Origin of the sequence: Kineococcus lubricus (genome assembly GCF_050871965.1) — a bacterium.
GTDB lineage: Bacteria > Actinomycetota > Actinomycetes > Actinomycetales > Kineococcaceae > Kineococcus.
In genome coordinates this window covers 63,312-87,251 of record NZ_JBJLSK010000009.1, presented here as the reverse complement: position 1 = coordinate 87,251, position 23,940 = coordinate 63,312, and the positions used below count along the sequence as shown (strand labels likewise).

Annotated in this window: 24 protein-coding genes and 1 tRNA gene; 22 read left to right on the top strand and 3 right to left on the bottom strand. The window is 75.3% G+C overall.

The features are described 5' to 3' along the window. Positions 1-19 precede the first annotated feature (19 nt). Genes ACRYRX_RS08815 through ACRYRX_RS08805 form a run of 3 tightly spaced genes read left to right on the top strand, consistent with a single transcriptional unit; the run spans position 20 to position 2,792 of the window. Positions 20-910, top strand: a complete 891-nt coding sequence (locus ACRYRX_RS08815) for a CPBP family glutamic-type intramembrane protease (protein ID WP_432511475.1) — start codon at positions 20-22, stop codon at positions 908-910. Continuing rightward, positions 910-2,124 carry a sensor histidine kinase gene (locus tag ACRYRX_RS08810; RefSeq protein ID WP_432511474.1) on the top strand — a complete coding sequence of 405 codons (1,215 nt, stop codon included), beginning with the start codon at positions 910-912 and terminating at the stop codon, positions 2,122-2,124. Before ACRYRX_RS08815 ends, ACRYRX_RS08810 begins: the two co-directional genes overlap by 1 nt. Continuing rightward, the gene (locus tag ACRYRX_RS08805) at positions 2,121-2,792 is read left to right on the top strand and encodes a response regulator (protein ID WP_432511473.1); all 672 of its coding nucleotides are present in this window, start codon (positions 2,121-2,123) and stop codon (positions 2,790-2,792) included. The genes ACRYRX_RS08810 and ACRYRX_RS08805 overlap by 4 nt, the downstream gene beginning before the upstream one ends. A gap of 22 nt (positions 2,793-2,814) precedes the next feature. Here ACRYRX_RS08805 and ACRYRX_RS08800 read toward each other — a convergent pair whose 3' ends face one another. Beyond that, positions 2,815-3,777 carry an alpha/beta hydrolase gene (locus tag ACRYRX_RS08800; RefSeq protein ID WP_432511472.1) on the bottom strand — a complete coding sequence of 321 codons (963 nt, stop codon included), beginning with the start codon at positions 3,775-3,777 and terminating at the stop codon, positions 2,815-2,817. A 191-nt stretch (positions 3,778-3,968) separates the two neighbouring features. Here ACRYRX_RS08800 and ACRYRX_RS08795 point away from each other — a divergent pair, with 191 nt between their 5' ends. The 4 genes from ACRYRX_RS08795 (at position 3,969) to ACRYRX_RS08780 (ending at position 7,550) form a co-directional block, all read left to right on the top strand. Continuing rightward, positions 3,969-4,718, top strand: coding sequence for an alpha/beta fold hydrolase (locus ACRYRX_RS08795; protein ID WP_432511471.1), 750 nt, complete (start codon positions 3,969-3,971; stop codon positions 4,716-4,718). 140 nt (positions 4,719-4,858) lie between these two features. Then, positions 4,859-6,334, top strand: coding sequence for a glyceraldehyde-3-phosphate dehydrogenase (locus ACRYRX_RS08790; protein WP_432511470.1), 1,476 nt, complete (start codon positions 4,859-4,861; stop codon positions 6,332-6,334). A gap of 75 nt (positions 6,335-6,409) precedes the next feature. Then, entirely contained in the window at positions 6,410-6,994 is a 585-nt protein-coding gene (locus ACRYRX_RS08785) for an adenylate kinase (protein ID WP_432511469.1), read from the top strand. Positions 6,995-7,247: 253 nt separating this feature from the next. Next, complete coding sequence (locus ACRYRX_RS08780; protein ID WP_432511468.1) at positions 7,248-7,550, top strand: LuxR C-terminal-related transcriptional regulator; 303 nt, start codon at positions 7,248-7,250, stop codon at positions 7,548-7,550. A 1-nt stretch (position 7,551) separates the two neighbouring features. Here ACRYRX_RS08780 and ACRYRX_RS08775 read toward each other — a convergent pair. Next, positions 7,552-7,624, bottom strand: a tRNA-Thr gene (locus ACRYRX_RS08775). 165 nt (positions 7,625-7,789) lie between these two features. On the opposite strand from ACRYRX_RS08775, the gene ACRYRX_RS08770 reads away from it, so the two are divergent. The 3 genes from ACRYRX_RS08770 (at position 7,790) to ACRYRX_RS08760 (ending at position 11,963) form a co-directional block, all read left to right on the top strand. Next, positions 7,790-9,319 (top strand): sugar porter family MFS transporter, encoded by a 1,530-nt coding sequence (locus tag ACRYRX_RS08770; RefSeq protein ID WP_432511467.1) that lies wholly within the window; start codon positions 7,790-7,792, stop codon positions 9,317-9,319. Positions 9,320-9,439: 120 nt separating this feature from the next. Beyond that, entirely contained in the window at positions 9,440-11,050 is a 1,611-nt protein-coding gene (locus ACRYRX_RS08765; protein ID WP_432511466.1) for a methyl-accepting chemotaxis protein, read from the top strand. A gap of 43 nt (positions 11,051-11,093) precedes the next feature. Then, positions 11,094-11,963, top strand: coding sequence for a transporter substrate-binding domain-containing protein (locus ACRYRX_RS08760; RefSeq protein WP_432511465.1), 870 nt, complete (start codon positions 11,094-11,096; stop codon positions 11,961-11,963). A 181-nt stretch (positions 11,964-12,144) separates the two neighbouring features. On the opposite strand, the gene ACRYRX_RS08755 is transcribed toward ACRYRX_RS08760, so the two are convergent. Next, on the bottom strand, positions 12,145-12,927 hold the full coding sequence (locus ACRYRX_RS08755; protein ID WP_432511464.1) for an AraC family transcriptional regulator: 783 nt from the start codon (positions 12,925-12,927) through the stop codon (positions 12,145-12,147). 140 nt (positions 12,928-13,067) lie between these two features. Between ACRYRX_RS08755 and ACRYRX_RS08750 the strand changes: the two genes are divergently transcribed. From ACRYRX_RS08750 to ACRYRX_RS08695, 12 genes are read left to right on the top strand one after another with little or no spacing between them, the layout of a single operon-like run. After that, a complete protein-coding gene (locus ACRYRX_RS08750; protein WP_432511463.1) occupies positions 13,068-14,174 on the top strand; it encodes a FecCD family ABC transporter permease in 1,107 nt (368 codons plus the stop codon). After that, complete coding sequence (locus tag ACRYRX_RS08745) at positions 14,171-15,220, top strand: FecCD family ABC transporter permease (RefSeq protein WP_432511462.1); 1,050 nt, start codon at positions 14,171-14,173, stop codon at positions 15,218-15,220. The genes ACRYRX_RS08750 and ACRYRX_RS08745 overlap by 4 nt, the downstream gene beginning before the upstream one ends. Next, on the top strand, positions 15,217-16,032 hold the full coding sequence (locus ACRYRX_RS08740; protein ID WP_432511461.1) for an ABC transporter ATP-binding protein: 816 nt from the start codon (positions 15,217-15,219) through the stop codon (positions 16,030-16,032). Before ACRYRX_RS08745 ends, ACRYRX_RS08740 begins: the two co-directional genes overlap by 4 nt. Positions 16,033-16,069: 37 nt before the next feature. After that, positions 16,070-17,104 carry an ABC transporter substrate-binding protein gene (locus ACRYRX_RS08735; RefSeq protein WP_432511460.1) on the top strand — a complete coding sequence of 345 codons (1,035 nt, stop codon included), beginning with the start codon at positions 16,070-16,072 and terminating at the stop codon, positions 17,102-17,104. Positions 17,105-17,110: 6 nt separating this feature from the next. Further along, a complete protein-coding gene (locus tag ACRYRX_RS08730; RefSeq protein WP_432511459.1) occupies positions 17,111-17,767 on the top strand; it encodes an isochorismatase family protein in 657 nt (218 codons plus the stop codon). Beyond that, entirely contained in the window at positions 17,764-18,486 is a 723-nt protein-coding gene (locus ACRYRX_RS08725) for an SDR family oxidoreductase (protein ID WP_432511458.1), read from the top strand. Before ACRYRX_RS08730 ends, ACRYRX_RS08725 begins: the two co-directional genes overlap by 4 nt. A gap of 20 nt (positions 18,487-18,506) precedes the next feature. Beyond that, positions 18,507-19,703 carry an isochorismate synthase gene (locus ACRYRX_RS08720; protein WP_432511457.1) on the top strand — a complete coding sequence of 399 codons (1,197 nt, stop codon included), beginning with the start codon at positions 18,507-18,509 and terminating at the stop codon, positions 19,701-19,703. After that, positions 19,700-21,328, top strand: coding sequence for a (2,3-dihydroxybenzoyl)adenylate synthase (locus tag ACRYRX_RS08715; protein ID WP_432511456.1), 1,629 nt, complete (start codon positions 19,700-19,702; stop codon positions 21,326-21,328). The genes ACRYRX_RS08720 and ACRYRX_RS08715 overlap by 4 nt, the downstream gene beginning before the upstream one ends. Then, positions 21,325-22,602: a lysine N(6)-hydroxylase/L-ornithine N(5)-oxygenase family protein gene (locus tag ACRYRX_RS08710; RefSeq protein ID WP_432511455.1), complete on the top strand. Its 1,278-nt coding sequence runs from the start codon at positions 21,325-21,327 to the stop codon at positions 22,600-22,602. Before ACRYRX_RS08715 ends, ACRYRX_RS08710 begins: the two co-directional genes overlap by 4 nt. After that, positions 22,599-22,832: a phosphopantetheine-binding protein gene (locus tag ACRYRX_RS08705; RefSeq protein WP_432511454.1), complete on the top strand. Its 234-nt coding sequence runs from the start codon at positions 22,599-22,601 to the stop codon at positions 22,830-22,832. The genes ACRYRX_RS08710 and ACRYRX_RS08705 overlap by 4 nt, the downstream gene beginning before the upstream one ends. Beyond that, positions 22,829-23,047, top strand: a complete 219-nt coding sequence (locus tag ACRYRX_RS08700) for an MbtH family protein (RefSeq protein WP_432511453.1) — start codon at positions 22,829-22,831, stop codon at positions 23,045-23,047. The genes ACRYRX_RS08705 and ACRYRX_RS08700 overlap by 4 nt, the downstream gene beginning before the upstream one ends. After that, complete coding sequence (locus tag ACRYRX_RS08695; protein WP_432511452.1) at positions 23,044-23,919, top strand: siderophore-interacting protein; 876 nt, start codon at positions 23,044-23,046, stop codon at positions 23,917-23,919. Before ACRYRX_RS08700 ends, ACRYRX_RS08695 begins: the two co-directional genes overlap by 4 nt. Positions 23,920-23,940: the final 21 nt, after the last annotated feature.

Genomic DNA, 23,940 nt, shown 5'->3' with positions numbered 1-23,940 from the left:
CGTCCCTAGCGTCAGGGGCATGACCGCACTCCTCCACCCGCCGCCGGCCCCGCCGGGACCACTGCGCGCCGCCGTCGCCCGCCGCCCGCTCGTGGCGTTCTTCCTCCTGGCCCTCGGGGTCAGCTGGCTGGTCTGGACGCCCTACGTCCTGTCCGCCAACGGCCTGGGCCTGTGGTCGTTCCGCTTCCCCGAACTGCTCGGCACCGCCCAGTTCGCCGGGGTCCTGCCGGGCGCCCTGCTCGGCCCGCTCGGCGCCGGGCTCCTCGTCACCGCCCTCGCCGACGGCCGCCCCGGCCTGCGGCGGTGGGCCGGGCGGCTGTGGCGCTGGCGCGTGGCCCCCGGCTGGTACGCCCTGGCCCTGCTCGGCGCCCCCGCCCTCGTCGTCCTCGCCGGGCTGCCCTTCTCCCGCGGCGTCGTCCACACCCCCTCGGCCCTGGTGCTGGCCGCCGTCGTGCCCGGTCTGCTGCTCCAGCTCGTCACCACCGGTCTGGCCGAGGAACCCGGATGGCGCGACTTCGCCCTGCCCCGCCTGCAGGACCGCCTCGGGGCCCTCGGCGCCGCCGCCGTCCTGGGACCGGTGTGGGCGCTGTGGCACCTGCCGCTGTTCCTCACCGAGTGGGGCGGCTGGCCCGACGCGCCGTGGACGCAGGCCGCGTGGTTCGCGGGTTTCTGCGTCTGCTTCAACGTCGTCATCGCCTGGGTCTTCAACCGCTCCGGGCAGAGCCTGCCCGTCGTGGCGCTGCTGCACGTCGGGGTCAACAACACCGCCTCCCTGCTGTGGGCCGAGCTGTACCCCGCGATCCCGGCCGACCGGATGCTGCCCGGGCTGTTCGCCACCTCCGCCGTCGCGGCCGCCGTCGTCCTCGTCCTGACCCGCGGCCGGCTCGGCCACGTCCGTACACTCCGCTGATGCCCACCGGTCCGGTCCGGCGCCCGGACGTGCTCCTCGCGGCGGGCACCGGGCTCCTCTCGCTCGCGCTGCTGACCGCCGCACCCGCGCTGACCGCCGGGGAGGCCCTCGCGCCCGGCCAGGCCGCCCCGGCCGCCGGGACGGGCCCGTGGTGGCTGACCGCCGCGCTGCTCACCGCCCAGGCCGCGGCCCTGGTCCCGCTGCGCGCCGCCGCCCGCACGACCCTGCTGGTGGTGGCCGCGTCCACCGCCGTCCTGGCCGCCACCGCGCCCGCCGCCCTGCACGGGATCGGCGGCCCCGCCCTCGTGGTCGCCGTCGCGGTGACCACGGCCACCGCCCGGGTCCGCACCGGCCCCGCCCTGGCCGTCGCGGCCCTCGTCGTCGCCGTCGGTGAGGTCGTCGGCGCGGTGACCGGCGCGGACGCCGGGGCCGGCGGTGCCGCGCTCCAGGCCGCCGGGCAGGCCGCGGGCCTGGTGGGGCTGCCCGCCCTCGGCGGGCTGGTCGTCCGCACCCGGCTCGACCTGCGACGGGCCAGGGACCAGGAGCGGGCTGCGCTGCTGCGCGAACGGCACGCCCTCGTCGAGGCCGCGGTCGCCCGCGAGCGCACCGCGATGGCCCGCGAGCTGCACGACATCGCCGCGCACCACCTCTCCGGCATCGCGCTCATGGCCGCCGTCGTGGACCGGCAGCTCGACACCGACCCCGCCCGCGCCCGCGAGGGGGTCCGGCAGATCCGGGCCCAGAGCACCGGCGTGCTCGACGACCTGCGGCGGCTCGTCGGCCTGCTGCGCGAGGACACCGCCGGGACCCGGTCGGTGGAGTCGCTGGACACCCTCCCCGACCTCGTCGAGCGCGTGCGGGAACGGCAGCCGGTCGTGCTGCGCCGGTCGGGCCCGGCGGACCCGGGGGAGGGGATCGGCCCGCTGGCCCAGCTCGCCGCCTACCGCGCCGTGCAGGAGGCGCTGTCCAACGCCGCCGTGCACGCCCCCGGGGCCGAGTGCACCGTGGAGCTGCGCGACCTCGGCGACCGGCTCGTCGTGAGCGTCGTCAACGCCCCGCCCGAGCGGCCCGCCCCGCGCCGGGAGACCGGGGGTTTCGGGCTGCGGGGGATGCGCGAGCGCGCCGACCTCGTCGGGGCGCGGGTGCGGTACGGGCCGACCCCCGAGGGGGGCTGGTCGGTGGAACTGGAACTGGTGCGGGAGGCGTCGACGTGATCAGGGTCCTCGTGGCCGACGACCAGCCCCTCGTGCGGGCCGGGATCTCCAGCCTGCTGGGGGCCGAACCCGACATCACCGTCGTCGGGGTCGCCGCCGACGGCGGTCAGGCGCTGGAACTGGCCCGCTCCACGGTCCCCGACGTCGCCTGCCTCGACATCCGCATGCCCGTCCTGGACGGCATCGAGGTCGCGCGGGCGCTGTGCGGGCCCGACGCCGACCCGCAGGTCCCGGTGCTGGTGCTGACCACGTTCGACCTGGACGACTACGTGTTCGGCGCGCTGGAGGCGGGCGCGTCGGGTTTCCTGCTCAAGGACGCCGAACCCGACACCATCGTCAGCGCGGTGCGGCAGGTCGCGGCCGGGAACGGCACGATCGACCAGGCGCTGACCCGCCGGGTGCTGCGGGAGTTCGTCACCCGCCGCCGGTTGCACCCGGTGCGCCCCGGTCAGGACAGCGACCTGCTGACGCCGCGCGAACGCGACGTCCTGCTGCTGCTGGCGCAGGGGATGTCGAACGAGGACATCGCGGCCGAGCTCGTCGTGGAGGTCACCACCGTGAAGTCGCACCTGGCCCGGATGCTGCCGAAGCTCGGGGTGCGCTCGCGGTTGCAGGCGGTGGTCTGGGCCTACCAGAACCGGGTCGTCACGGTTCCCGACGAACCCTGACCACCGCCCGCACCGGGCCCGGTCAGTCCTGCAGGGCCCCGCGCAGGAACGCGACGGCCTGCGCGACAGCGGCCTTCGCCGCCTGGGTGCCGTGCAGGGAGTTGACCATGACGAAGTCGTGGACGATGCCCTGGTAACGCACCGCGGTGACCGGGACGCCGGCGCGGCGCAGCTTCGCCGCGTACGCCTCGCCCTCGTCGCGCAGGACGTCGGCCTCGGCGGTGACGACCAGGGCCGGGGGCAGCCCGGTGAGCTGCTCGGTGGTCGCCCGCAGCGGGGAGACGGTGATCGCGCCGCGGTCGGTCTCGGGCGTCGTGTACTGGTCCCAGAACCACTTCATGCCCTCGCGGGCCAGGAAGTACCCCTCGGCGAACTCGTGGTAGGAGCCGGTGTCGAAGCTCGCGTCGGTCACCGGGTAGAACAGCACCTGCGCGGCGAAGGTGAACTCCCCGCGCTCCTTCGCCATGAGGGTCAGGGCGATCGCCATGTTCCCGCCGACGGAGTCCCCGGCCACGGCCAGGCGGGAGGCGTCCAGGCCGTGCCCGGCGCCCTGGTCGACGACCCACTTCACGGCCGCGTAGGCCTGCTCGTTGGCGACGGGGTACTTCACCTCGGGGGAGCGGTCGTACTCGGGGAACACGACGGCGGCGCCGGTGCCGACCGCCAGGTCCCGCACGAGGCGGTCGTGGGTGTGGGCGTCGCCGAAGACCCAGCCGGCGCCGTGCGTGTAGACGACCACCGGGAGCTGACCGGTGGCGCCGACGGGCTTGACGACGCGAACCTGGACGCTGCCGGTGGGGCCGCCGGGGACGGTGATCCACTGCTCGTCCACGGCGGGTTTGTCGATGGGTTCGTCCTGGACGCCGTCGACGGCCTTGCGCCCCTCCTCCGGAGGCAGCTGGTAGAGGAAGGGCGGTTCGCTGGTGGCGTCGACGAAGGCCTGCGCGGCCGGTTCGAGGGAGAGGTTCTTCGGGTTGCCGGGCACGGTGGTGTCCTCCTGGGTCGGACGGTTGTTGATGGTTCCATCATCGTCCGGCGGCGGTCCCGCACCGGCCCCTGGTCCTGACCCTGACAGGACCTGGCTCGCCCCCGGTGCGGCACCTAGCGTCCCCCGGGGCGCCGTCCCGTCCGGACGGCGCCACGACCGCGCAGCGCCCGTCCCGAGAGGTGGAACCCATGTCCCAGCACGCCCCCGAGAACACGCCCGAGGACGCCCCGGTCGCCGTGCTCGTGCACGGCGCCTTCGCCGAATCCGCCTCCTGGGCCGAGGTCGTCGAGACCCTCCACGACCGCGGCGTGCAGACCGTCGCCGTCGCCAACCCCCTGCGCTCGGTCGACTCCGACGCCGCCTACCTCGTGGACGTCGTCCGCGGCCTGGGCCGCCCCGTCGTCCTCGTGGGGCACTCCTACGGCGGGATGGTCGTCACCGAGGCCGCCGCCGCGCTCGGCGACCTCGTCCGCGGCCTCGTCTACGTCGCCGCGTTCGTGCCCGACCGCGGCGAGAGCGCGCTGGAGCTGTCCGGCCGGTACCCGGGCAGCACCCTCGGGGAGACCCTGCTCAGCTACCCGCTCACCGGCGGCGGGCAGGAGTTCCGCATCGACCCGGCGAAGTTCGGCGCCCAGTTCGCCGCCGACGTCCCCGCCGCGACCGCCGAGGTCATGGCCCTCACGCAGCGGCCGGTGACCGAAGCCGCTCTGGCGCAGCCGCTGTCGGTGGACCCGGCCTGGAAGCGGGTCCCGTCGTGGTCGGTGTACGGCGACGCGGACCTGAACATCCCCGCGGCCGCGCAGGAGGCCATGGCCGAACGCGCCGGGGTCCGGAACAGCACTGTCGTCGCCGGCGGTTCGCACGCCATCGCCGTCTCGCACCCCGACGCCGTCGCGACCGCCGTCCTCGACGCCCTCGGCGTGGTGGCCGTCGCCTGACCCCGTCGGCGTCGAGTCCCGCGCCGAACTGCACCCTCCGTGAAGATCTGCGGATCTTCTCACCCGGGCCGCCTGGTGACGGCCCGGGTGCTCGCGCATCGTGAGTGCCACCGACACCACGAGAGACGAGGGAAGCGACGATGCCCGACCCCGCCCAGAACCCGACCGACGACGACCTCGGCTGGTCGCTGAAGCTCGGCCTCGCCGAGGCCATGGTCCCGTTCATCGGCCGGCTGCACCGCGACCACGGCGTGACGGTGACCGTCCACGGCCGCAGCCTCGTCGGGAAGTCGGTGGTCGGGCTCATCAAGGCCCACCGGTTCGCCCGCCACGTCGACGACGTGGAGCTGTCCCTGGAGGGCAGCCTGGAACTGCTGCAGGTGCTGTGCCGCCTGCCGCTGTCGCCGGCGGTGGTCGACCTGGCCCGGCTCGCCGGCGCCGGCACCACCGACGAGGCCGCGCTGCGCCCGGTGCTCGCGCCCCTGGACCCCGCCGTCGCCGGGTCGCCGCACCCCCGGGGCGGCCGCGACGTCGTCCTCTACGGCTTCGGCCGCATCGGCCGCCTGCTGGCCCGGATCCTCGTCGAGCACGGCGACGACCCCTGGGGCCTGCGGCTGCGCGCCGTCGTGGTGCGCCGTTCCGGTGCCAACGACCTCACCAAGCGGGCCAGCCTGCTGCGCCGGGACTCCGTGCACGGGGCGTTCGCCGGGACCATCACGGTGGACGAGGAGAACGAGCGCCTGCACGCCAACGGCACCACGATCCAGGTGATCTACTCCGACGACCCGGCCACCGTGGACTACGCCCGGTACGGCATCGCCGACGCCCTGGTCATCGACAACACCGGGAAGTGGCGCGACGCCGAGGGGCTGTCGCAGCACCTGCGCAGCACCGGGGTCGGCCGGGTCCTGCTGACCGCACCGGGCAAGGGGTCGGTGAAGAACGTCGTCCACGGGCTGAACCAGGACACGCTCACCGCCGACGACCGGATCGCCTCGGCGGCCTCGTGCACCACCAACGCGATCGCGCCGGTGCTGAAGGTCGTCAACGACCGGTTCGGGATCGTCCGCGGGCACGTGGAGACGGTCCACTCCTTCACCAACGACCAGAACCTCATCGACAACTTCCACAAGGGGGACCGCCGCGGCCGGTCGGCGGTGCTGAACATGGTCCTCACCGAGACCGGCGCCGCGAAGGCCGTCGCCAAGGCGCTGCCGGAACTGGAGGGCAGGCTCACGGGGAACTCGATCCGGGTACCCACCCCCGACGTGTCCCTGGCCGTGCTGCACCTGACGCTGGAAAGGCCGGTCGAGCGCGCCGACCTCAACGAGTACCTGCGGCAGGTGTCGCTGGACTCGCCGTGGCAGGACCAGATCGACTACACCGATTCCCCCGAGGTCGTCTCGACCGACTTCATCGGGACCCGCAAGACGGGGGTCGTCGACGCGCTGGCGACCATCGTGGCCGGGGACACCGCGATCCTCTACGTCTGGTACGACAACGAACGCGGGTACTGCGAGCAGGTGCTGCGGGTGGCGCGGACGTTCCAGGGCCTGGACCGCCCGGTGTTCCCGGCCGTGCACGCCCCGGAGGGCACGGCCGTCGCCACCGCCTGAGCGGCCACGAACGGAGGGTACCCTCACCTCTCCACCCCGTTCGGGCGCGCCGCCCGACCCACGGAAGGTTCCACCATGACGCGTCTCGTCCTCCTCGGCCCGCCCGGTGCGGGCAAGGGCACCCAGGCGGCCCTGCTGTCGGACCGGCTGGGGGTGCCCGCCGTCTCGACCGGCGACACCTTCCGCGCTCACGTCGCGCAGGGGACCGAGCTGGGCCGGACGGTGCAGGAGTACCTGGACGCCGGGCGGTACGTGCCGGACGCCGTGACCAACGCGGTGGTCCGCGACCGGTTGCAGCAGCCCGACGTCGCCGCGGGGTTCATCCTCGACGGCTACCCGCGCACGACCGACCAGGTCCGTGAGCTGGACGGCGTGCTCGCGGAGTCGGGGGTGGCGCTGGACCACGTCCTGGAGATCACCGCCGACGTCGACGAGCTGGTGCGCCGGCTGTCGGCGCGCGCCCTCGCGCAGGGCCGCTCGGACGACACCGAGGACGTCGTCCGCACCCGCCAGCGCGTCTACGCCGAGCAGACGGCCCCGCTCGTGGAGGTCTACTCCGGGCGCGGCCTGCTGCGGTCGGTGGACGGGCTCGGGGAGGTCGCCGACGTCACCGCGCGGCTGGTGGCGGCGCTGGGGGCGGCGCCCGTCGCGGTCGCCTGAGGGCCGCGCGCCCCGTCGTCCGGCGGCGGGGCCACCGGCGGCCGCGACGCCACCCGGGTGACCGACCTGGTTGAGGGTTGTATCTCTTCGGGGGACGGCGCACCCTGGGGCCACCGGCGCGGACGTCGCCCGGTGGACGGGGAGCAGGCACGTGGCGGGAAGCGCGGGGACGACGGGTCCGGACGCGATCGGGGCCCCTCCGGGTGGCTGGTGGGACGGCCTCGCGCGCGCCGTCGCCTCCGGTGACCGCCGGGTGACCGTCGAGGACGCGACCGGCCGTCGCTTCGTGGTGCTGTCCGAGGAGCGGTACCGCGAGCTGGAGGAGGCCGCGCGCCGCCCCGCCGGTGCCCGCACGGCCCGCGTGTCCCTGACCGCCCGGGAGCTGGAGGTGCTGCGGCTCGTCGCCGCCGGGCACGCGGGCGCGGTCGTGGCCGAGCGCCTGGGCCTGGCCGCCAACACCGTCGCCCAGCACCTGACGGCGGTGCGCCGCAAGTACGGCGTGCGGTCCTCGGCGGCCGCGGCCGCCGCCGCCCGCGAGGACGGGCTGATCGGCTGAGAGCCCCCGGTCGGAGTCGAGCCGACGACCTACCGCTTACAAGGCGGTTGCTCTGGCCACTGAGCTACGGGGGCGTGCACGTGGTGCGCGCCCCCCGAGTCTGCCACAGCACCCCCTCCCGCCCCCGGCGGTGAGCGAGGACCCCTCCCCGGCGGTCGAGGGCACCGCCGTCCCGACCGCGGAGGGGGGGCGGGGTCCGCGTCGGGGTGTCCCGCAGCGTCCGGGCGTAAGCTGGAACGTTGTCAGGACGTAAGGACAAAGTCGGAAGGACAGAGCTCATCTCCGCCTCGGAACAAGACGCCCGGACGCTCCCCGACGAGCAGCGGGCCGGACTGCCGTCCCCGCGCCCGGCCACCGCACCCACCGCACCCACCGCCCCCGCCCCGGCTCCCGACGCCGTCGGCCCCCAGCAGCGCCGGTTCCTGCGCCGCGTCACGACCCTCGCCGCCATCGGCGGCGCCCTGTTCGGCTACGACACCGGCGTCATCTCCGGCGCCCTGCCGTACATGCGGCAGGACCTCGTCCTCACCTCCCTCGACGAGGGGCTCATCACGAGCACCCTGCTCGTCGGCGCGGCCGTCGGAGCCGTCGCCGGGGGCCGCGTCGCCGACCGCGTCGGCCGCCGCAGGTCCATGGGCTGGGCCGGGATCGTGTTCACCGCCGGGGCCCTCGCCGTCGCGCTGGCCCCCGACGTCCCCTTCATGGTCGCCGCCCGGTTCGTGCTCGGCCTGGCCGTCGGGTCGGCGTCGGTGGCGGTGCCGATGTACCTGGCCGAACTGGCCCCCGCCGCCGACCGCGGCCGGCTGGTCTCGCTGAACTCCCTGATGATCGTCTCCGGGCAGCTCCTGGCCTACGTCGTCAACGCCGCGCTCGCCCCCACCGGGGACTGGCGGCTCATGCTGGGCCTGGCCGCGGCCCCCGCGGTGGCCCTCGTCGTCGGCTGCGCGTTCGTCCCCGAGACCCCCCGCTGGCTGCAGGCCAACGGGTTCCGGCGCGAGGCCATCGAGGTGCTGCGCAAGAGCCGCAGCGAACGCGAGACCGAACGCGAGTTCCACCGCCAGCAGCGCGCCGAACGCCTCTCCCGGCGCCGCCGGGAGTCCGCCGGCTGGGCCGAGTTCCGCACCCCCTGGTTGCGGCGCGTGCTGTTCATCGGGATCGGCATCGGCTTCGTCCAGCAGGCCACCGGCACGAACGCGATCATCTACTTCGCCCCCACCATCCTGGAGACGACCGGCCTGTCGACCTCGGTCGCCGTCGTCAGCACCATCGCCGTCGGCGTCATCAGCGTCGCCGCGACCGCCGTCGGGCTCACCCTCGTGGACCGCCACGGCCGCCGCACCCTCATGGTCGTCGGCCAGGTCGGCGGCGCCGCCTGCCTGCTCGCGCTGTCGTTCGTGATCGGGCGGACGGGGGAGTCGGCGGCGATGAGCTTCGTCACCCTCGGCCTGATGGCCGCGTTCCTCGCCTTCCAGCAGAGCACCGTCGCCCCCGTCGCGTGGCTGCTCATCGCCGAGATCTTCCCGACCCGCGTCAAGGGCCTGGCCGGGGGTGCGACGACCATGGCGCTCTGGCTGTCGAACTTCGCGATCTCGCTGGTGTTCCTGCCGGTCCTGGAGGCCATCGGCGGGCGGGCCACGTTCCTGTGCTTCGTGGCGCTGTCCGTGCTGTGCCTGCTGTTCACCCTCAAGTGGGTCCCCGAGACCCGCGGCCGCACCCTGGAGCAGGTCGAGGAGGAGCTGCGGGCCGCCGGGACCCGCACCGCCGCCTGACCCGCCCCCACCCGACGCCCACCGCGCCCGTGCGCGGTGGGCGTCGTCGTCCCCGCTTCAGGTCGGGTCCGGGCCCGTCGATGGGAACCCCAGACCCGGCACATCGAGATGGGAACGACGATGACCCGCACCGACCGCGCCCCCGCCCCGCGACGCGGGACGAGCATCGCCGCCCGGCTCGTCGTGCTGTCCGCCGTCGGGGTGCTGGGGGTCGTGAGCGTCGGCGGCATCGGCGTCGTGGCCTCCTCGCAGCAGGACGCCGCGCAGGACGCGCTGATCCGCGCCGACCGCGCCGCCTCCCTCGCCGAACGCGTCGACGCCGCCCAGGCCCGCGTCCGCGGGGACGTCATGACCTCGCTCGTGACGGCCGACACCGCCCAGCGCCAGTCCGCCATCGCCGCGCTCGGCGCCGACGCCACCGCCCTGCGCACCGCCCTGCGCGACCTCTCCGCCGTGTCCGAGGGGGAGGTCCGCGACCAGACCGCCGACCTGCTCGCCCGGACCGAGACGGTCGTCACCCTGGGGCAGCGGGTCGTGTCGCTGTCGAACTACGAGATCACCGACCCCGCCCAGACGGCGGCCCGGGCCGCGATGCCCGCGTTCACCCAGGAGGCCGACGTCCTCAGCGGGGCCGTGCCGGGCATCGTCGAGGCCGCCGCGACCGCCCAGCGCACCGCCGTGGAGAACTCCGCCGCCGCCCGCCGCGAGGGGCTGGTCCTGACGATCTCCGCCAGCCTGCTCGTCACCGCCGTCCTGGCCGTCGTCGCCACCACCATCACCCGCGGGCTGCGCCGCCGCCTGCAGAGCACCGTGACGATCCTCGAGGCCGTCGCCGAGGGCCGTCTCGACGGGCGCGGCGAGGTCGGCCGCGAGGACGAGGTCGGGCGCATGGTGAAGGCGCTGAACACCGCCCTCGACAAGCTCGCCGAACTGTTCGCCGAGGTCGGCCGCGTGTCGCGGGAGATGTCCTCCTCGGCCGACGAACTCACCTCCGTCTCCGGTTCCCTGCACGAGCGGGCCGCCGGGTCCGCCGCGCAGGCCGAGGCCGGATCGGCTGCGGCGGAGGAGATCTCCGTGACCATCCGCAGCGTCGCCGACTCCAGCGGGGAGATGTCCGCCGCCATCGAGCAGATCGCCGCGGCCACCGCCGAGGCGTCCTCGGTCGCCGCCGACGCCGTCGCCGCGGTCGAGGAGGCCGTCGGCACGATCCGCGGCCTGGCCCAGTCCTCCGCCGAGATCGGCGACATCGTCAAGGTCATCACCTCCATCGCCGAGCAGACGAACCTGCTCGCGCTCAACGCCACCATCGAGGCCGCCCGCGCCGGGGAGTACGGCAAGGGTTTCGCCGTCGTCGCCAGCGAGGTCAAGGAACTGGCCTCCGAATCGGCCCGCACCTCCGAGGGCATCGTCGTGAAGGTCACCGCGGCGCAGCGCGACGCCGCCGCCGCCGACGCCGCCATCCGCACCATCCGCGGTGTCGTCGAACGCATCAGCGACCTCCAGGCCACCGTCGCCAGCGCCGTCGAGGAGCAGACCGCCACGACCCGCGAGATGGTCCGCAACGTCGACGAGATCGCCGTCGGCTCGGCCGACGTGACCCGGTCCATCTCCTCCATGGCGCACGACGTGAACCTCACGACCGACGTCGCCCAGCAGACCTCCGGGACCGCCGGCCGCGTCGCCGCCGCCGCGTCCGCCCTCGAGGACGAACTGCGCAAGTTCACCGTCTGAGCCCCGCCCCCACCGCCGTCCCACCGATCGCCAGGAGTTCCCCGTGACCCGTTCCCGTGCAGCGGCGCTCTTCGCCGCCACCGCGGTCCTGCCCCTGCTGGCCCTGACCGGCTGCGGGGGCGAGGCCGAAGGGGCCGCCACCACGAACGCGGCCGCGCCGGCGTCCGCCGACCTGGACCTGGTGGAGGCCGGCACCCTGACCATCGGGGTGGACGCCACCTACGCCCCCATGGAGTTCAAGGAGGGCGGGGAGGTGACCGGGGCGAACGTCGACATCCTCACCGACATCGCCCACCGCCTCGGCCTGACGCCGGAGTTCGTCGACGTCCCCTTCGCCGAACTGCGCGACCGGGCCGCCGCGCACCGGATCGACCTCACCGGGTCCTCGGTCACCGACAAGGCGTCCCGGCAGACCAACGTCGACTTCGTGGACAACTTCTACGCCGGTGAGCAGCTCATCACCGGCGCCGGTGACCGCTCGGCCCTGACCGACCCGATGAACTGGTGCGGCCTGACGGGCGCGGCCTCCGAGGGCAGCACCGACGCCGACATCATCCACTCCCAGTCCGCCATCTGCGTGGCCGCCGGGAAGGCCCCGATCGGCTTCGTGGACGTCGGGTTCACCGAGAGCGGCGAGGAGGTCCTGGCCGGACGGGCCGACTTCGGCGTGGAGGGCCTGCCCGCGGCGGCGAAGATGGTCGCCGACTCCGGCGGGAGGCTGCAGGCCGTCGGCAAGCCGTGGCAGGCCCAGCCCTGGGGGTACGCCTTCGCCAAGGACCGCACGAACCTGCGCGACGCCGTGCAGCGGGCGCTGCAGGAGTCCATCGCCGACGGCACCTACGACGCGATCCTGGAGGAGTACTCCGTGCAGGACGGCGCGCTGCACACCACCGCCGTCAACGGCGGGGCCTGACCCCGGGGCGTCCCCGCCCCCGGCGCCCCGCCGACCACCTCCACTCCCGCGACCACCGCGATCGAGGAAACCTGCGCGGCGATCAAGGACACGCCCACGTGTCGGCCCGTGCGAGTCCTTGATCGCGGGGCGGGAGTCCTTGATCGCAGGGCGGGAGTCCTTGATCGAGAGGGTGTCGGCGTCAGGGGGCGGGCGGGGCACCCGTGCGGGGCGCGCCCGCCCGGACGTCGCTGGGGGAGCGGCCCAGCCAGCGCCGGTGGGCGGCGATCAACCCGTTGTGGCTCAACCCCACCGACCGGGCGACCTGACCGACCGGGACGCCGCGGCCCAGCAGCGTGACGCTCGTCGCGACCCGCAGCGCGGTCCGCCACGTCGAGAAGCTGCCGCCGGTGTCGCGGTGGAAGGCGCGGCGGATGGTGGCGCTGCTGGTGTGCAGGGCCGCGGCCCACTCCTCCAGCGAACGGTCGTCGTCGGGGTTCTCCCGCAACCGGGCCGCGACCTCGCTCGCGACGGGGTCCTCGAAGCGGCGGCGCGCCAGTCGCAGGACTTCCGCCAGCGCGTCCTCACCCCGCGGCCCGGCGTCGGCGCCCCCGGGCGCCCCGAGCACCCCGGCCAGGACGGTCGTGAGGCACCCGCCGTCGAACGCCACCCGCAGCAGCCGGTTGCGCAGCGCCGCGCTCACCCGCACCGGCGCCGCCGCGGCGGACCCGGCCGCCAGGACCCCCGCCTCGACGTCGTGCACGAACGGCGCGAACCCGGGCTCGAACCGCGCCGAGTGGACCACCCCGGCCGGTACCCACAGGCCCGCCGCGACGTTCAGCGGGTGCTCCACCCCGTCGACGACGACGACGGCCGTGCCCGCGGTGGCGGTGAGGAACTGGTCGAACCGGTGGGAGTGCGGGGCGTGCCCCCAGGACCCGAACCCGTCGTCCTCGTCGCCGGGCCCGGGGTCCACGGAGGTCACCGGCCACCGGTTCGCCCACCCCGGCGGAGTCGAGCGCTGAGTGTGGACGGGTGAGCGCTCAGGGTGAACGGTTGAGGTTAGCCTCTCCATACCCGGGATGATGCCCGAGACCTCCCCGAAGACCAAGGACGGACCACGCGATGAGCGGACACGACGCCCCCGGCGTCGTCCTCCCCACCCCGGCCCGCCCACCCGGGGACCCCGAGGACCCCCGCGCCGTCCTCGGCGCGGTCGTCACCACCCGCCGCCGGCAGACCCTCGGCCTGCTCCTGCTCGTCCTCGCGCTGGCCGCCGTGGCCGTCGCCTCCCTCGCCCTCGGCGCCCGCCCCATCGCCCCCGGCACCGTCCTGCGCGCGCTCGCCTCGGCGCTGACCGGGACCCCCGGGACCGGGTACGACACCACCGTCGTCCTCACCGAACGCCTGCCCCGCACCGTCCTCGGCGTCGTCGTGGGCCTGTGCCTGGGCGGGTCCGGCGCCGTCGTGCAGGCCCTGACCCGCAACCCCCTCGTCGACGGCGGCATCCTCGGCGTCGAGCTCGGCGCCGCCTGCACCGTCGTCGCCGGCATCGTCGTCCTCGGCGTCACCGGCGTCATCGCCACCTTCTGGTTCGCCCTCGCCGGGGCGCTCGCCACCGCCGCCGTCGTCCTCGCGATCTCCCGGCTCACCCGGTCCGCGTCGACCGCCGTGAGCCTCGTCATCGCCGGCGCCGCCACCGCCGCCCTGCTCGGGGCCGTCATCAACCTCCTGATCGTGCGCGACAGCTCCGCGTTCGCCCGCTACCGGTTCTGGTCGGTCGGGCAGCTGTCCGGCCGCGGCGAGACCCTCGCCGAGCTGTGGCCGTTCGCCCTGACCGGCCTCGTCCTCGCCCTGGCCTGCGGACCGGCCCTCAACGCGCTCGCCCTCGGCGAGTCCGCCGCCGCCGGCCTCGGCGTCCGCGTCCGCCGCGCCCAGCTCGGGACCGCCCTGGTCGCCGTCCTGCTCTGCGCCGCAGCGGTCGCGGCCTGCGGGCCCATCGGCTTCGTCGGTCTGGTCGCCGCCCACCTCGCCCGCCTGCTCGTCGGCGCCGACCAGCGGGTCCTCGTGCCCGTCGCCATGCTCACCGGAGCGGTCGTCCTGCTCGCCGCCGACGTCGTGGGCCGGCTGGCCCCCGGCGACGGCGAGGTCGCCGTCGGCGTCACCACCGCCCTCGTCGGCACCCCCGCGTTCATCGCCCTGGCCCGCACCCGGAAGCTGGTCGAGGCGTGAGCGCACCCGGCCTCGCGGAGGTCGTCCGCGACCTGCACCTCGGCCGCCGGCGGGAACGGCGCCGCGGCCTCACCGTCACCGCCGCCACCCTGGCCGTCCTGCTCCTGGGCCTGAGCGGCGAGGTCCTGCTCGGCGGCAGCGCCGACCTCGACCTCGCCGACGTCCCCACCGCCCTCGTCGGCCGCGCCGACGGGCTGGCGCACTTCGTGGTCCACGAGACGCGCCTGCCCCGCGCCCTGACCGCCGCGCTCGCCGGCGCCCTCCTGGGCCTGTCCGGCGTCGTCTACCAGCGCCTCACGTCCAACGTCCTGGCCACCCCCGACGTCATCGGGATCTCCGCCGGCGCCAGCGCCGGCGCGGTCGCCGCCCTCGTCGGGGTGGGCGCGGGCACCGGCGCGGCGGGCGTCGCGGTGCAGGCCGGCGCGGTCCTCGGCGCGGCGCTGGCGGCCGTCGTCGTCTTCGGCCTCAGCTGGGGACGGCGGTCGGCCACCTACCGGCTCGTCCTCATGGGCATCGGGGTCGGCGCCTGCGCCACGGCCCTGACCAGCTACCTGCTCACCCTCGCCGACGCCACCACCTCCCAGCGCGCCCTGCGCTGGATGATCGGGTCCCTCGCCGGGGCGTCCTGGACCGACGTGCGGACCGCGGCCGCCGTCCTGGCCGCCGGGGTGCTCGCCGTCCTCGCCCTCGACCCCGTCCTCCGGACCCTGCGCCTGGGCGACCCGCTGGCCACCGCCCTGGGGACCCGGGTGCTCGTCGTGCGGGTCTGCGCCCTGCTGCTGGGCGCCGTGCTGGCCGCGACCGCGACGAGCGTCACCGGCCCCGTCACGTTCGTGGCGCTCGTCGCCGGCCCCGTCGCGGCGCGGCTGCTGCCGCAGCCCGGGCCGCTGCTGCCCGGCCTGGTCGGGGCGTGCGTCCTCGTGCTCGCCGACGTCGCCGCGCAGTCCGCCCCCCTCGTCAGCCCCGTGCCCACCGGCGTCGTCACCGGCCTCGTCGGCGCCCCCGTCCTGGTGTTCCTGCTCATCTCCCGGAGGACCGACCGGTGACCGAGACCCTCGCTCCCGCGACGACCCCGGACGGCCTGCGAGCCGTCGGGCTCAGCGCCGGCTACCCCGAGAACCTCGTCGTCGAGGGCCTCGACCTGCGGATCGGGACCGGACGCATCACCGCGCTCATCGGCCCCAACGGCTGCGGCAAGTCCACGCTGCTCGGCACGCTGGCCCGGCTGCTGCCCGCGCGCGCCGGCGCGGTCCTCCTCGACGGCGCGGACATCCATTCCCTGCGGACGCGGGAGGTCGCGCGCCGCCTCGGGCTGCTGCCGCAGGCGCCCGTCGCCCCCGAGGGCATCACCGTCGCCGAACTCGTCCGCCGCGGCCGGCACCCGCACCGCGGCGCCTTCGGCGCCCGCACCGCCGAGGACGACCGGGTCGTCGCGGAGGCGCTGCTGCGCACCCGGATGGCGGAGTTCGCCGGGCGTGGGGTCGACACCCTCTCCGGCGGGCAGCGGCAGCGGGCGTGGATCGCGATGGCCCTGGCGCAGCAAACCCCGCTGCTGCTGCTCGACGAACCCACCAGCTACCTCGACGTCGCCCACCAGGTCGAGGTCATGGACCTGCTCGTCGACCTCAACGCCGCCGGGACCACCGTCGTGGTGGTGCTGCACGACCTGAACCAGGCCGCGCGGTACGCCCACGACGTCGTCGCCCTCAGGGCCGGGCGGGTCGTCGCGGCCGGCCCGCCCGCCGAGGTCGTCACCGCCGAGGTCGTCGCCGACGTGTTCGGCCTGCGCGCCCGGGTCGTCCCCGACCCCGACACCGGGACCCCCGTCGTGCTGCCCCGCGGCCGGCACGACGCCTGAGGGAAGAAACCCCGAAACCCCCACCAGGAAGAGAGCCATGCCCCGTCCCGCCCGCACCACCCCGTCCCGCCGCGCGCTGCTCGGCTCGGCCGCCGTCCTGTCCCTCGCCCTCGGCGGCCTCGCCGCCTGCTCCACCTCCGAGGAGACGCAGGCCGCGGCGCAGAGCACCGCGGGCGGTTCCAGCACCTACCCGCTGACGCTGACGAGCCCCTTCGGCGAGACCACGCTGGAGGAGAAGCCGGAGAAGGTCGCCGTCGTCTCCTCCGTCGACCTCGACATCGCCCTGTCCCTGGGGGTCGTGCCCGTCATCAGCCCGCTGTACGGCGAGGCCGAGCTCGACCCGTGGGAGACCACCGCCCTCGAAGGGCTGGGGGAGAGCGACCTCACCACCTACGACTCCACCGACGGCGTCGACTACGAGGCCATCGCGGCGGCGGCGCCCGACGTCATCCTCGCCACCAGCGGCTGGACCCTGGACGAGGACTACGAGCAGCTGTCGAAGATCGCGCCGATCGTGTCCTTCCAGGGCGCCGACGGGCTCACCGGCATGACGTGGGCCGAGCGGACCGCCGAGGCGGGGAAGGCCCTCGACCTCGCGGCGAAGGCCCAGGAGGTCGTCGACGGCGTCGCCGCGAAGTTCGAGGCCGCCGCCGCCGCGCACCCGGAGTTCGCGGGCAGGACGTACACGTACGCCGTGATCCACCCCGAGCAGATCACCTACGAGTCCTACGACGGCAGCGACACCTCGTTCTTCGAACGGCTCGGGTTCACCCTGCCCGCCGCCGCCTCCCGGTTCAGCGCCGGGAACCAGGCCGTCAGCCGGGAGAACGTCGACGTCCTCGACGCCGACGTCCTGCTCGTCGGGTACCCGTTCGGCGACGAGGGTCTGCTCACGCGGTCCGCGCTGGAGTCCGACGCCCTGTTCCAGCAGGTGCCGGCCGTCGCGGGGAAGCACTACGCCGTCGTCGACGATCTCGTCGCCTCCCCGCTGGCCTACCCGACCCCGCTGAGCGAGGTCTGGGTCCTCGACCAGCTCGTCCCGGTGCTCGCCACCGCCGTCGCGGGGAGCTGACCCGCCGTGAGCCTGCCCCGCATCGCCTCGTACGCGCTCCCGGCCCGGGACGAGCTCCCGGGCAACCGGGTGGACTGGCCGCTGGAACCCCGGCGGGCCGTCGTCCTCGTGCACGACATGCAGAACCACTTCGTCGACGCGTACGCCGAGCGCGACGGGGTGATCGGGCAGGTCGTGGCGAACATCGCCCGCACCACCGGGCTCGCCCGTTCCCTCGGGGTGCCCGTGGTGTTCACCGCCCAGCCCCCCGCGCAGGAACCCGCCGACCGCGGGCTGCTCACCGACTTCTGGGGGGAGGGGTTGCAGACGCGGGCCGGTGCCCGGATCGTCGACGCCCTCGCCCCGCACGCCGGCGACACCGTCCTGACCAAGTGGCGGTACAACGCGTTCCTGCGCACGCCGCTGCGGGACCTGTTGCGCGACAGCGGGAGGGACCAGCTGGTCGTGACCGGCGTGTACGCGCACATCGGCTGCCTGCTGACGGCGGCCGACGCGTTCATGCACGACACGCAGGCGTTCTTCGTGGCCGACGCCGTCGCCGACTTCTCCCGCGAGGAGCACCTCACCGCCGTGCGGTACGCGGCCAGCCGGTGCGCGCGCGTCCTGGGCGTGCAGGACGTGCTGGCCGAGTTCTCGGGCGCCCGTCCCGCGGTGGCCCGGTGAGGGGCACCGTCCTGGTCGTCGGCGCCGCCGGCGGCATCGGGTCCGCGCTGCTCGACCGGTTCTCCCGGACGGGGGCGCCGGTCGTGGGCGCCGACCTGCCCGGGACCGGCGCCCAGGAGGTCGTCGACGTGCGGGACGCGGCCTCGGTGGACGCGCTCGTCGAGCGCGTCGAGGACGTCCACGGCCCGGTCGAGGTGCTGGTCAGCGCCACCGGGGTCCTGCGCAGCGGCGACGTCCTCACCAGCGACCCCGCGGACCTGGACCTGCTGCTGGCGGTGAACACCGTCGGCGTCGCCCGGACCCTGCGAGCCGTCGCCGCCCGCATGGTCCCCCGCGGGCGGGGGGTGATCGTCACGATCTCCTCCAACGCCGCGGGCGTCCCGCGCGCCGGGATGGCCGCCTACGCCGCCTCCAAGGCGGCCGTCACGGCGTTCACCAAGTCGTTCGGCCTGGAACTGGCCGCCCACGGCGTCCGCTGCAACGTGGTGGCGCCCGGGACGACCCGCACCGCGATGCTCGAACGGACCGGCGAGGACGTCGAGCGTGCCGTCGCGCGCGCGGTGGCCGGGGACCCCGGCCGCTACAAGACCGGCATCCCGTTGCAGCGCGTCGCCGAACCCGGCGACATCGCCGACGCGGTGGTGTTCCTCGCCTCCGACGCCGCCCGCCACATCACCCTGCAGGAGATCTACGTCGACGGCGGAGCCACCCTCCGCTGAGGCGTCAGGACGGAGAACCCATGCCTGGACACCCCGACACGAACCCCGACACGAACCCCGAGCCCGACCTCGTCTTCCTCGGCCGCCGGCGCCTGCGCGGCCGCGGCCGCCGCGCCGTCCTCGCCCCCGCCCGGTCCACCGGACCGGGCGCCGCGCGGGCCGCCCTGGACCTGCTGCGGGAGGTGGAGGCCGTCGACGGCGTGCCCCGCGTCCTCATGGGGTCGATCCCGTTCGACCCCGCCGCACCGGCGCACCTGGTCGTCCCCGGGACCGTTCTGGAGGTCGGCGCCGAGGAGGCCGGGCCCGGCGAGGTCCCGCAGCCGCGCAGCGCCCACCCCGTCGAACCCCTCGACGCCCTCGACGCCCCGGACGACCCCGGGTACCGGCGGGCGGTGGCCCGGGCCGTGGCGGCCATCGGGGACGGGACCCTGCAGAAGGTGGTGCTGGCCCGCAGCGCCGACCTGCGCGCCGACGCGCCCATCGACACCGGGGCGCTGCTGGCGGCCTTCACCGCCGGCAACCCCGCGGCCTACGCCTTCCACGTCCCGCTGCGCGACGGCGCGGTCCTGGTGGGGGCCTCGCCCGAGCTGGTGGCCGAGGTGGCCGCCGGTGTCGTGCGCTCGCACCCGCTCGCGGGAACCGCTGCGCGGCAACCCGACCCGGCCCGCGACGACCGGGCCCGCACCGACCTGCTGGCCTCGGCCAAGGACCGCGCCGAGCACGCCTTCCTCGTCGAGGCCCTCGCCGCGGGCCTGCGCCCCCTGACGTCCGCGCTGCACGTCCCGGCCGGTCCCTCGGTCCTGGGCACCCCCCGGCTGTGGCACCTCGGGACCCCGCTCACCGGGACCCTGCGGCCGGGGACCAGCGCCCTCGACGTCGCGTGCGCCGTGCACCCGACCCCCGCCGTGGGCGGGCTGCCCGCCGCGGCCGCCGCCCGGTTCCTCGCCGAGGTCGAACCCGGCGACCGCGGGACGTACGCCGGGCTCGTCGGGTGGATGGACTCCGCCGGGGACGGCGAGTGGGCCCTGGCGCTGCGCTGCGCCGCCGTCCGCGGCGACCGCGCGCGGGTGCACGCCGGCGCCGGGGTCGTCGCCGGGTCGGACCCGGCCGCCGAGCACGCCGAGACCGCCGCCAAGATGCGCACCGCCCTGAGCGCCCTGGCCGCGGTGGCCCCCGGGCTGCGGCTGCGGCACGAGCGGGAACTGGTGACCTCGTGAGCAGCGCCGTCAGCGGGGTCGTGGAGGCGCTGCCGGTCGAGGGCGTCGTCCCGTACCCGGCCGGGTTCGCGCAGCGCTACCGCACCGCCGGGTACTGGACGGGCACCACGTTCGACGACCTGCTGCGCGAGGCCGCTGCGCAGGCCCCGGCGAACCCCGCCGTCCTGGACGGGGACCGCGAACTCACCTACGCCGACCTCGACGACCTCGTCGGCCGGGTCGCGGGCCTGCTGCGGGACCGCTTCGCGCTCGCGCGCGGGGAACGGGTCGTGGTGCAGCTGCCGAACGTCGCCGAGTTCGTGCTCGTCGTCTTCGCGCTGTTCCGCCTCGGCGCGGTGCCGGTGTTCGCGCTGCCCGCGCACCGGCGCACCGACCTGCTGCACTTCGCCCGCACCGCCGACGCGGTGCTGCTGGTGACTCGTTCCCGGATCGCCGGTGTCGACCACGCCGCGCTGGCCGCGGAGGTCGCGGGCGCCGTCGCGACGGTCCGGGGGGTCCTGCTCGCCGACGACCTCCTGGACGCCGCCGCCGGCCGTGAACCCGCCGCGACCGTCCCGGTGTCGCCGGCCGACCTGGCGTTCCTCCAGCTGTCTGGCGGCACGACGGGGACCCCCAAGCTCATCCCGCGCACCCACGACGACTACCTGTACTCGGTGCGCGAGAGCGCCAGCATCTGCGGGCTCGACGCCTCGGCCCGGATGCTCGTCGCGATGCCGGTCGCGCACAACTTCACGATGTCGTCCCCGGGGATCCTCGGGGTGTTCCACGCCCGCGGCGCGGTCGTCCTCACCGAGGACCCCAGCCCGGCCTCGTTCGCCCGGCTCGTGCCCCGGCACGGCGTCACGATCGTCCCGGCCGTGCCGCCGCTGGTCATCGCCTGGCTGAACTCCGCCGAGGTCGCCGCGGCGGACCGGTCGAGCCTGCGGCTCGTGCAGGTCGGCGGCGCCAAGCTCAGCCGCAGCGTCGCCGAACGCGTCGAACCCGGGCTCGGCGCCCGGTTGCAGCAGGTGTTCGGGATGGCCGAGGGGCTGGTGAACTACACCCGCGCCGGGGACGACCACGAGACCGTCGTGTCGACCCAGGGCCTGCGCATCAGCCCCGACGACGAGGTCCGCGTCGTCGACGAGCACGACCGGCCCGTCCCGCCGGGAACCCCGGGCGCGCTGCTGACCCGCGGGCCGTACACGATCCGCGGGTACTTCCGGGCCCCCGAGCACGACGCCCGCTCCTTCACGGCCGACGGTTTCTACCGGACCGGTGACCTCGTCGTCGAACGCGCCGACGGGTACCTGACCGTCGTCGGCCGGGTGAAGGACCAGATCAACCGCGGCGGGGAGAAGATCGCCCCCGAGGAGGTCGAGAACGCCCTGCTCGCTCACCCCGACGTCCACGACGTCTCCGTCGGCGGCCTGCCCGACGAGGTGCTCGGCGAACGGGTCCGGGCGCACGTCGTCATCCGCCCCGGCACCCGCCTGCGGGCCGTCGACCTGCGGCGGTTCCTCGCCGCCGGCGGCCTGGCCGCCTACAAGGTCCCCGACGTCGTCACCTTCGTCGACGCCCTTCCGTCGACCGGCGTCGGCAAGGTCGACCGCCGTCGCCTCGCCACCCCCGCGGAGGACGCATGACCACCACCGACCTCGACGTCGCGGGGGTGGGTTTCGGCCCCGCGAACCTCGCCCTGGCCATCGCGCTGCGCGAACTCCCCGACCGTCCGCGGGTCACGTTCTTCGAGGCGCAGGACGCCCCGGACTGGCACTCCGGGATGCTGCTGCCGGACGCCAGCCTGCAGATCAGCTTCCTCAAGGACCTCGTGACGTTCCGCAACCCCACGTCGGAGTTCTCGTTCGTCGCGTTCCTGCACCAGCGGGGCCGGCTGGCCGACTTCGTGAACCGCGGGTCCGCCGAACCGCTGCGCGTCGAGTTCGCCGCCTACCTGCGGTGGGCGGCCGCGGCGTTCACCGACGTCGTCCGGTACGGCTCGCGCGTCGAGCGGCTCACCCCGGTGCGCGCGGCCGACGGTGCGGTGGACGCCTTCGAAGTCACCGTCACCTCCGCCGACGGGATCGCGACGGTTCGCGCCCGCGACGTCGTCGTGGCCGCCGGGTTGCAGCCGCGACTGCCGGCGGGGGTCGAACCGGGCCCGCGGTGGTGGCACTCCGCCGACCACCTGCACCGGGTGGGGGAGCTGCGCGACCCGCGGCGGCTGGCCGTCGTCGGCACCGGGCAGAGCGCGGTGGAGGTGGCGCTGGACCTGTCCGACCGCTTCCCCGCGGCCGTCGTCCACCTCGTGTCCTCGCAGTTCGGCATCGCCCCCTCCTACCAGGGGCCGCTGGTGAACCAGATCTTCGACCCCGCCACCGTGGACCTGCTGCACGCCGCGCCCGACGACGTCCGCGCCCGGGTGGACCGCTTGCACCGCAACGCGAACAACGGCGTCGCCAGCACCGAGGTCATCACCGAGTTCTTCGACCGCGTCTACCGCGACCGGTGGCTGGGTCGGGAACGCCTCGTGCTGCACCGGGTCAGCCGCGTCGTGTCCCTGGGCGACGGACCGGTCGCGGCGCGGCTCACCGTCCGCGGCGACCTCGACGGACGGGTGGAGGCCCTCGACGTCGACGCCGTCGTGTTCGGGACCGGGTACGAACCCCTCGACACGACGCGGTTGCTCGGTCCCGACGCCGACCTGCTCCGCCGCGACGACGCCGGCCGCCCGCTCGTGACGCGCGACCACCGCGCCGAGCTCACCGCCCCCGGCCGGGCGCGGCTGGTGCTGGTGGGGCAGAGCGACCACCTGCACGGCATGACGTCCCCGCTGCTGTCCACCGTCGCCGTGCGCGCCGGGGAGATCGCCGACGTGCTCACCACCCCCGTCCCCCACCCCCAGGAGATCCCCGCATGACCCCGCTGGAGAAGGCGCGAGAACTCGTGACGCCGCTGGTCCCCGAGGACATCAGCGACGCCGGGCCCACCGAGGACCTGCGCGACTACGGCCTCGACTCCGTGCGCGTCATGGACCTCGTCGCCCGCGTCGGCGAGGCCGGTGGCCGCGTCGGCTACGCCGACCTCGTCGCCGGCCCCACCCTGCAGATCGTCGCCACCGCACTCGAGACCACCGGAGGGAACCGATGAGCACCAGCCCGTTCGACGACGAGGACGGCACGTTCCTCGTCCTCGTCAACCACGAGGAGCAGTACTCGCTGTGGCCGTCCTTCGCCGAGGTCCCCTCGGGCTGGACCGTCGCCCTGGGGGAGTCCACCCGGGTGCAGGCGCTGGAGTTCGTGGAACGCACCTGGACCGACTTGCGGCCGAGGTCGCTGCGCGAGGCGATGGAGGGGGCCCGGTGACCGCCACCCCGACCGAACCCCGGACCGCCCCCGCGCCCGTGGAGTACGTCGACTTCCCCGTCCGCATCCGCGAGGTGGAACTCCTGCGCCGCGAGGTGCTGTCCGGCACGATGCTGCGGCTGACCCTCGGGGGTCCCGGTGCGGCGGGTTTCGAGAGCGCCGTCTTCGACGAGCACGTGAAACTCATCTTCCCCGACCCCGACACCGGGGAACTGCGCGTGCCGGTCCCCGACGGCGACGACCTGCAGTGGCCGCGGCCGTTCCCGACGAGCCGGGAGTACACGATCCGCGCCCACCGCCCGGACGCCGGTGAGATCGACATCGACTTCGTGGTCCACGACCACGGCCTGGCCTCCGACTGGGCCCGCACCGCCGCGATCGGCTCGACCGTCCACGTGGCGGGCCCGCCCGGGGGGTACCGGGTCAGCGACGACTACGACTTCTACGTCCTGGCCGCCGACGAGACGGCCCTGCCCGCCCTGGCCCGGTTCCTCGCCGAGTCCCCGCGCGAGCGTCGCGGCGCGGCCGTCGTCGAGGTCCACGGGCCCGGGTCCGAACTGCCGCTGGAGGCGCCGGGGGGTTTCACGGTGACGTGGCTGCACGGCGGCGGCCGGGCCACGACGCTGCTGGAGGACGCTGCCCGCGCCATCGAGGTCCCCGCGGGCGCGACGGTGTTCGCGTGGCTGGCCGGGGAGGCGGGCGCCATCAAACCGCTGCGCCGCTGGATCCGCGACGACCTGGGCCTGGGCAAGGAGCACTCCTCGATCACCGGGTACTGGAAGCGCGGCGCCGCCGACACCCACGAGCACCTCGACGAGGACGACGACCACCACGACCACGACGACCACGACGACCACGACGACGAGGGCTGACCCGGGGCCGATCGACCCCGG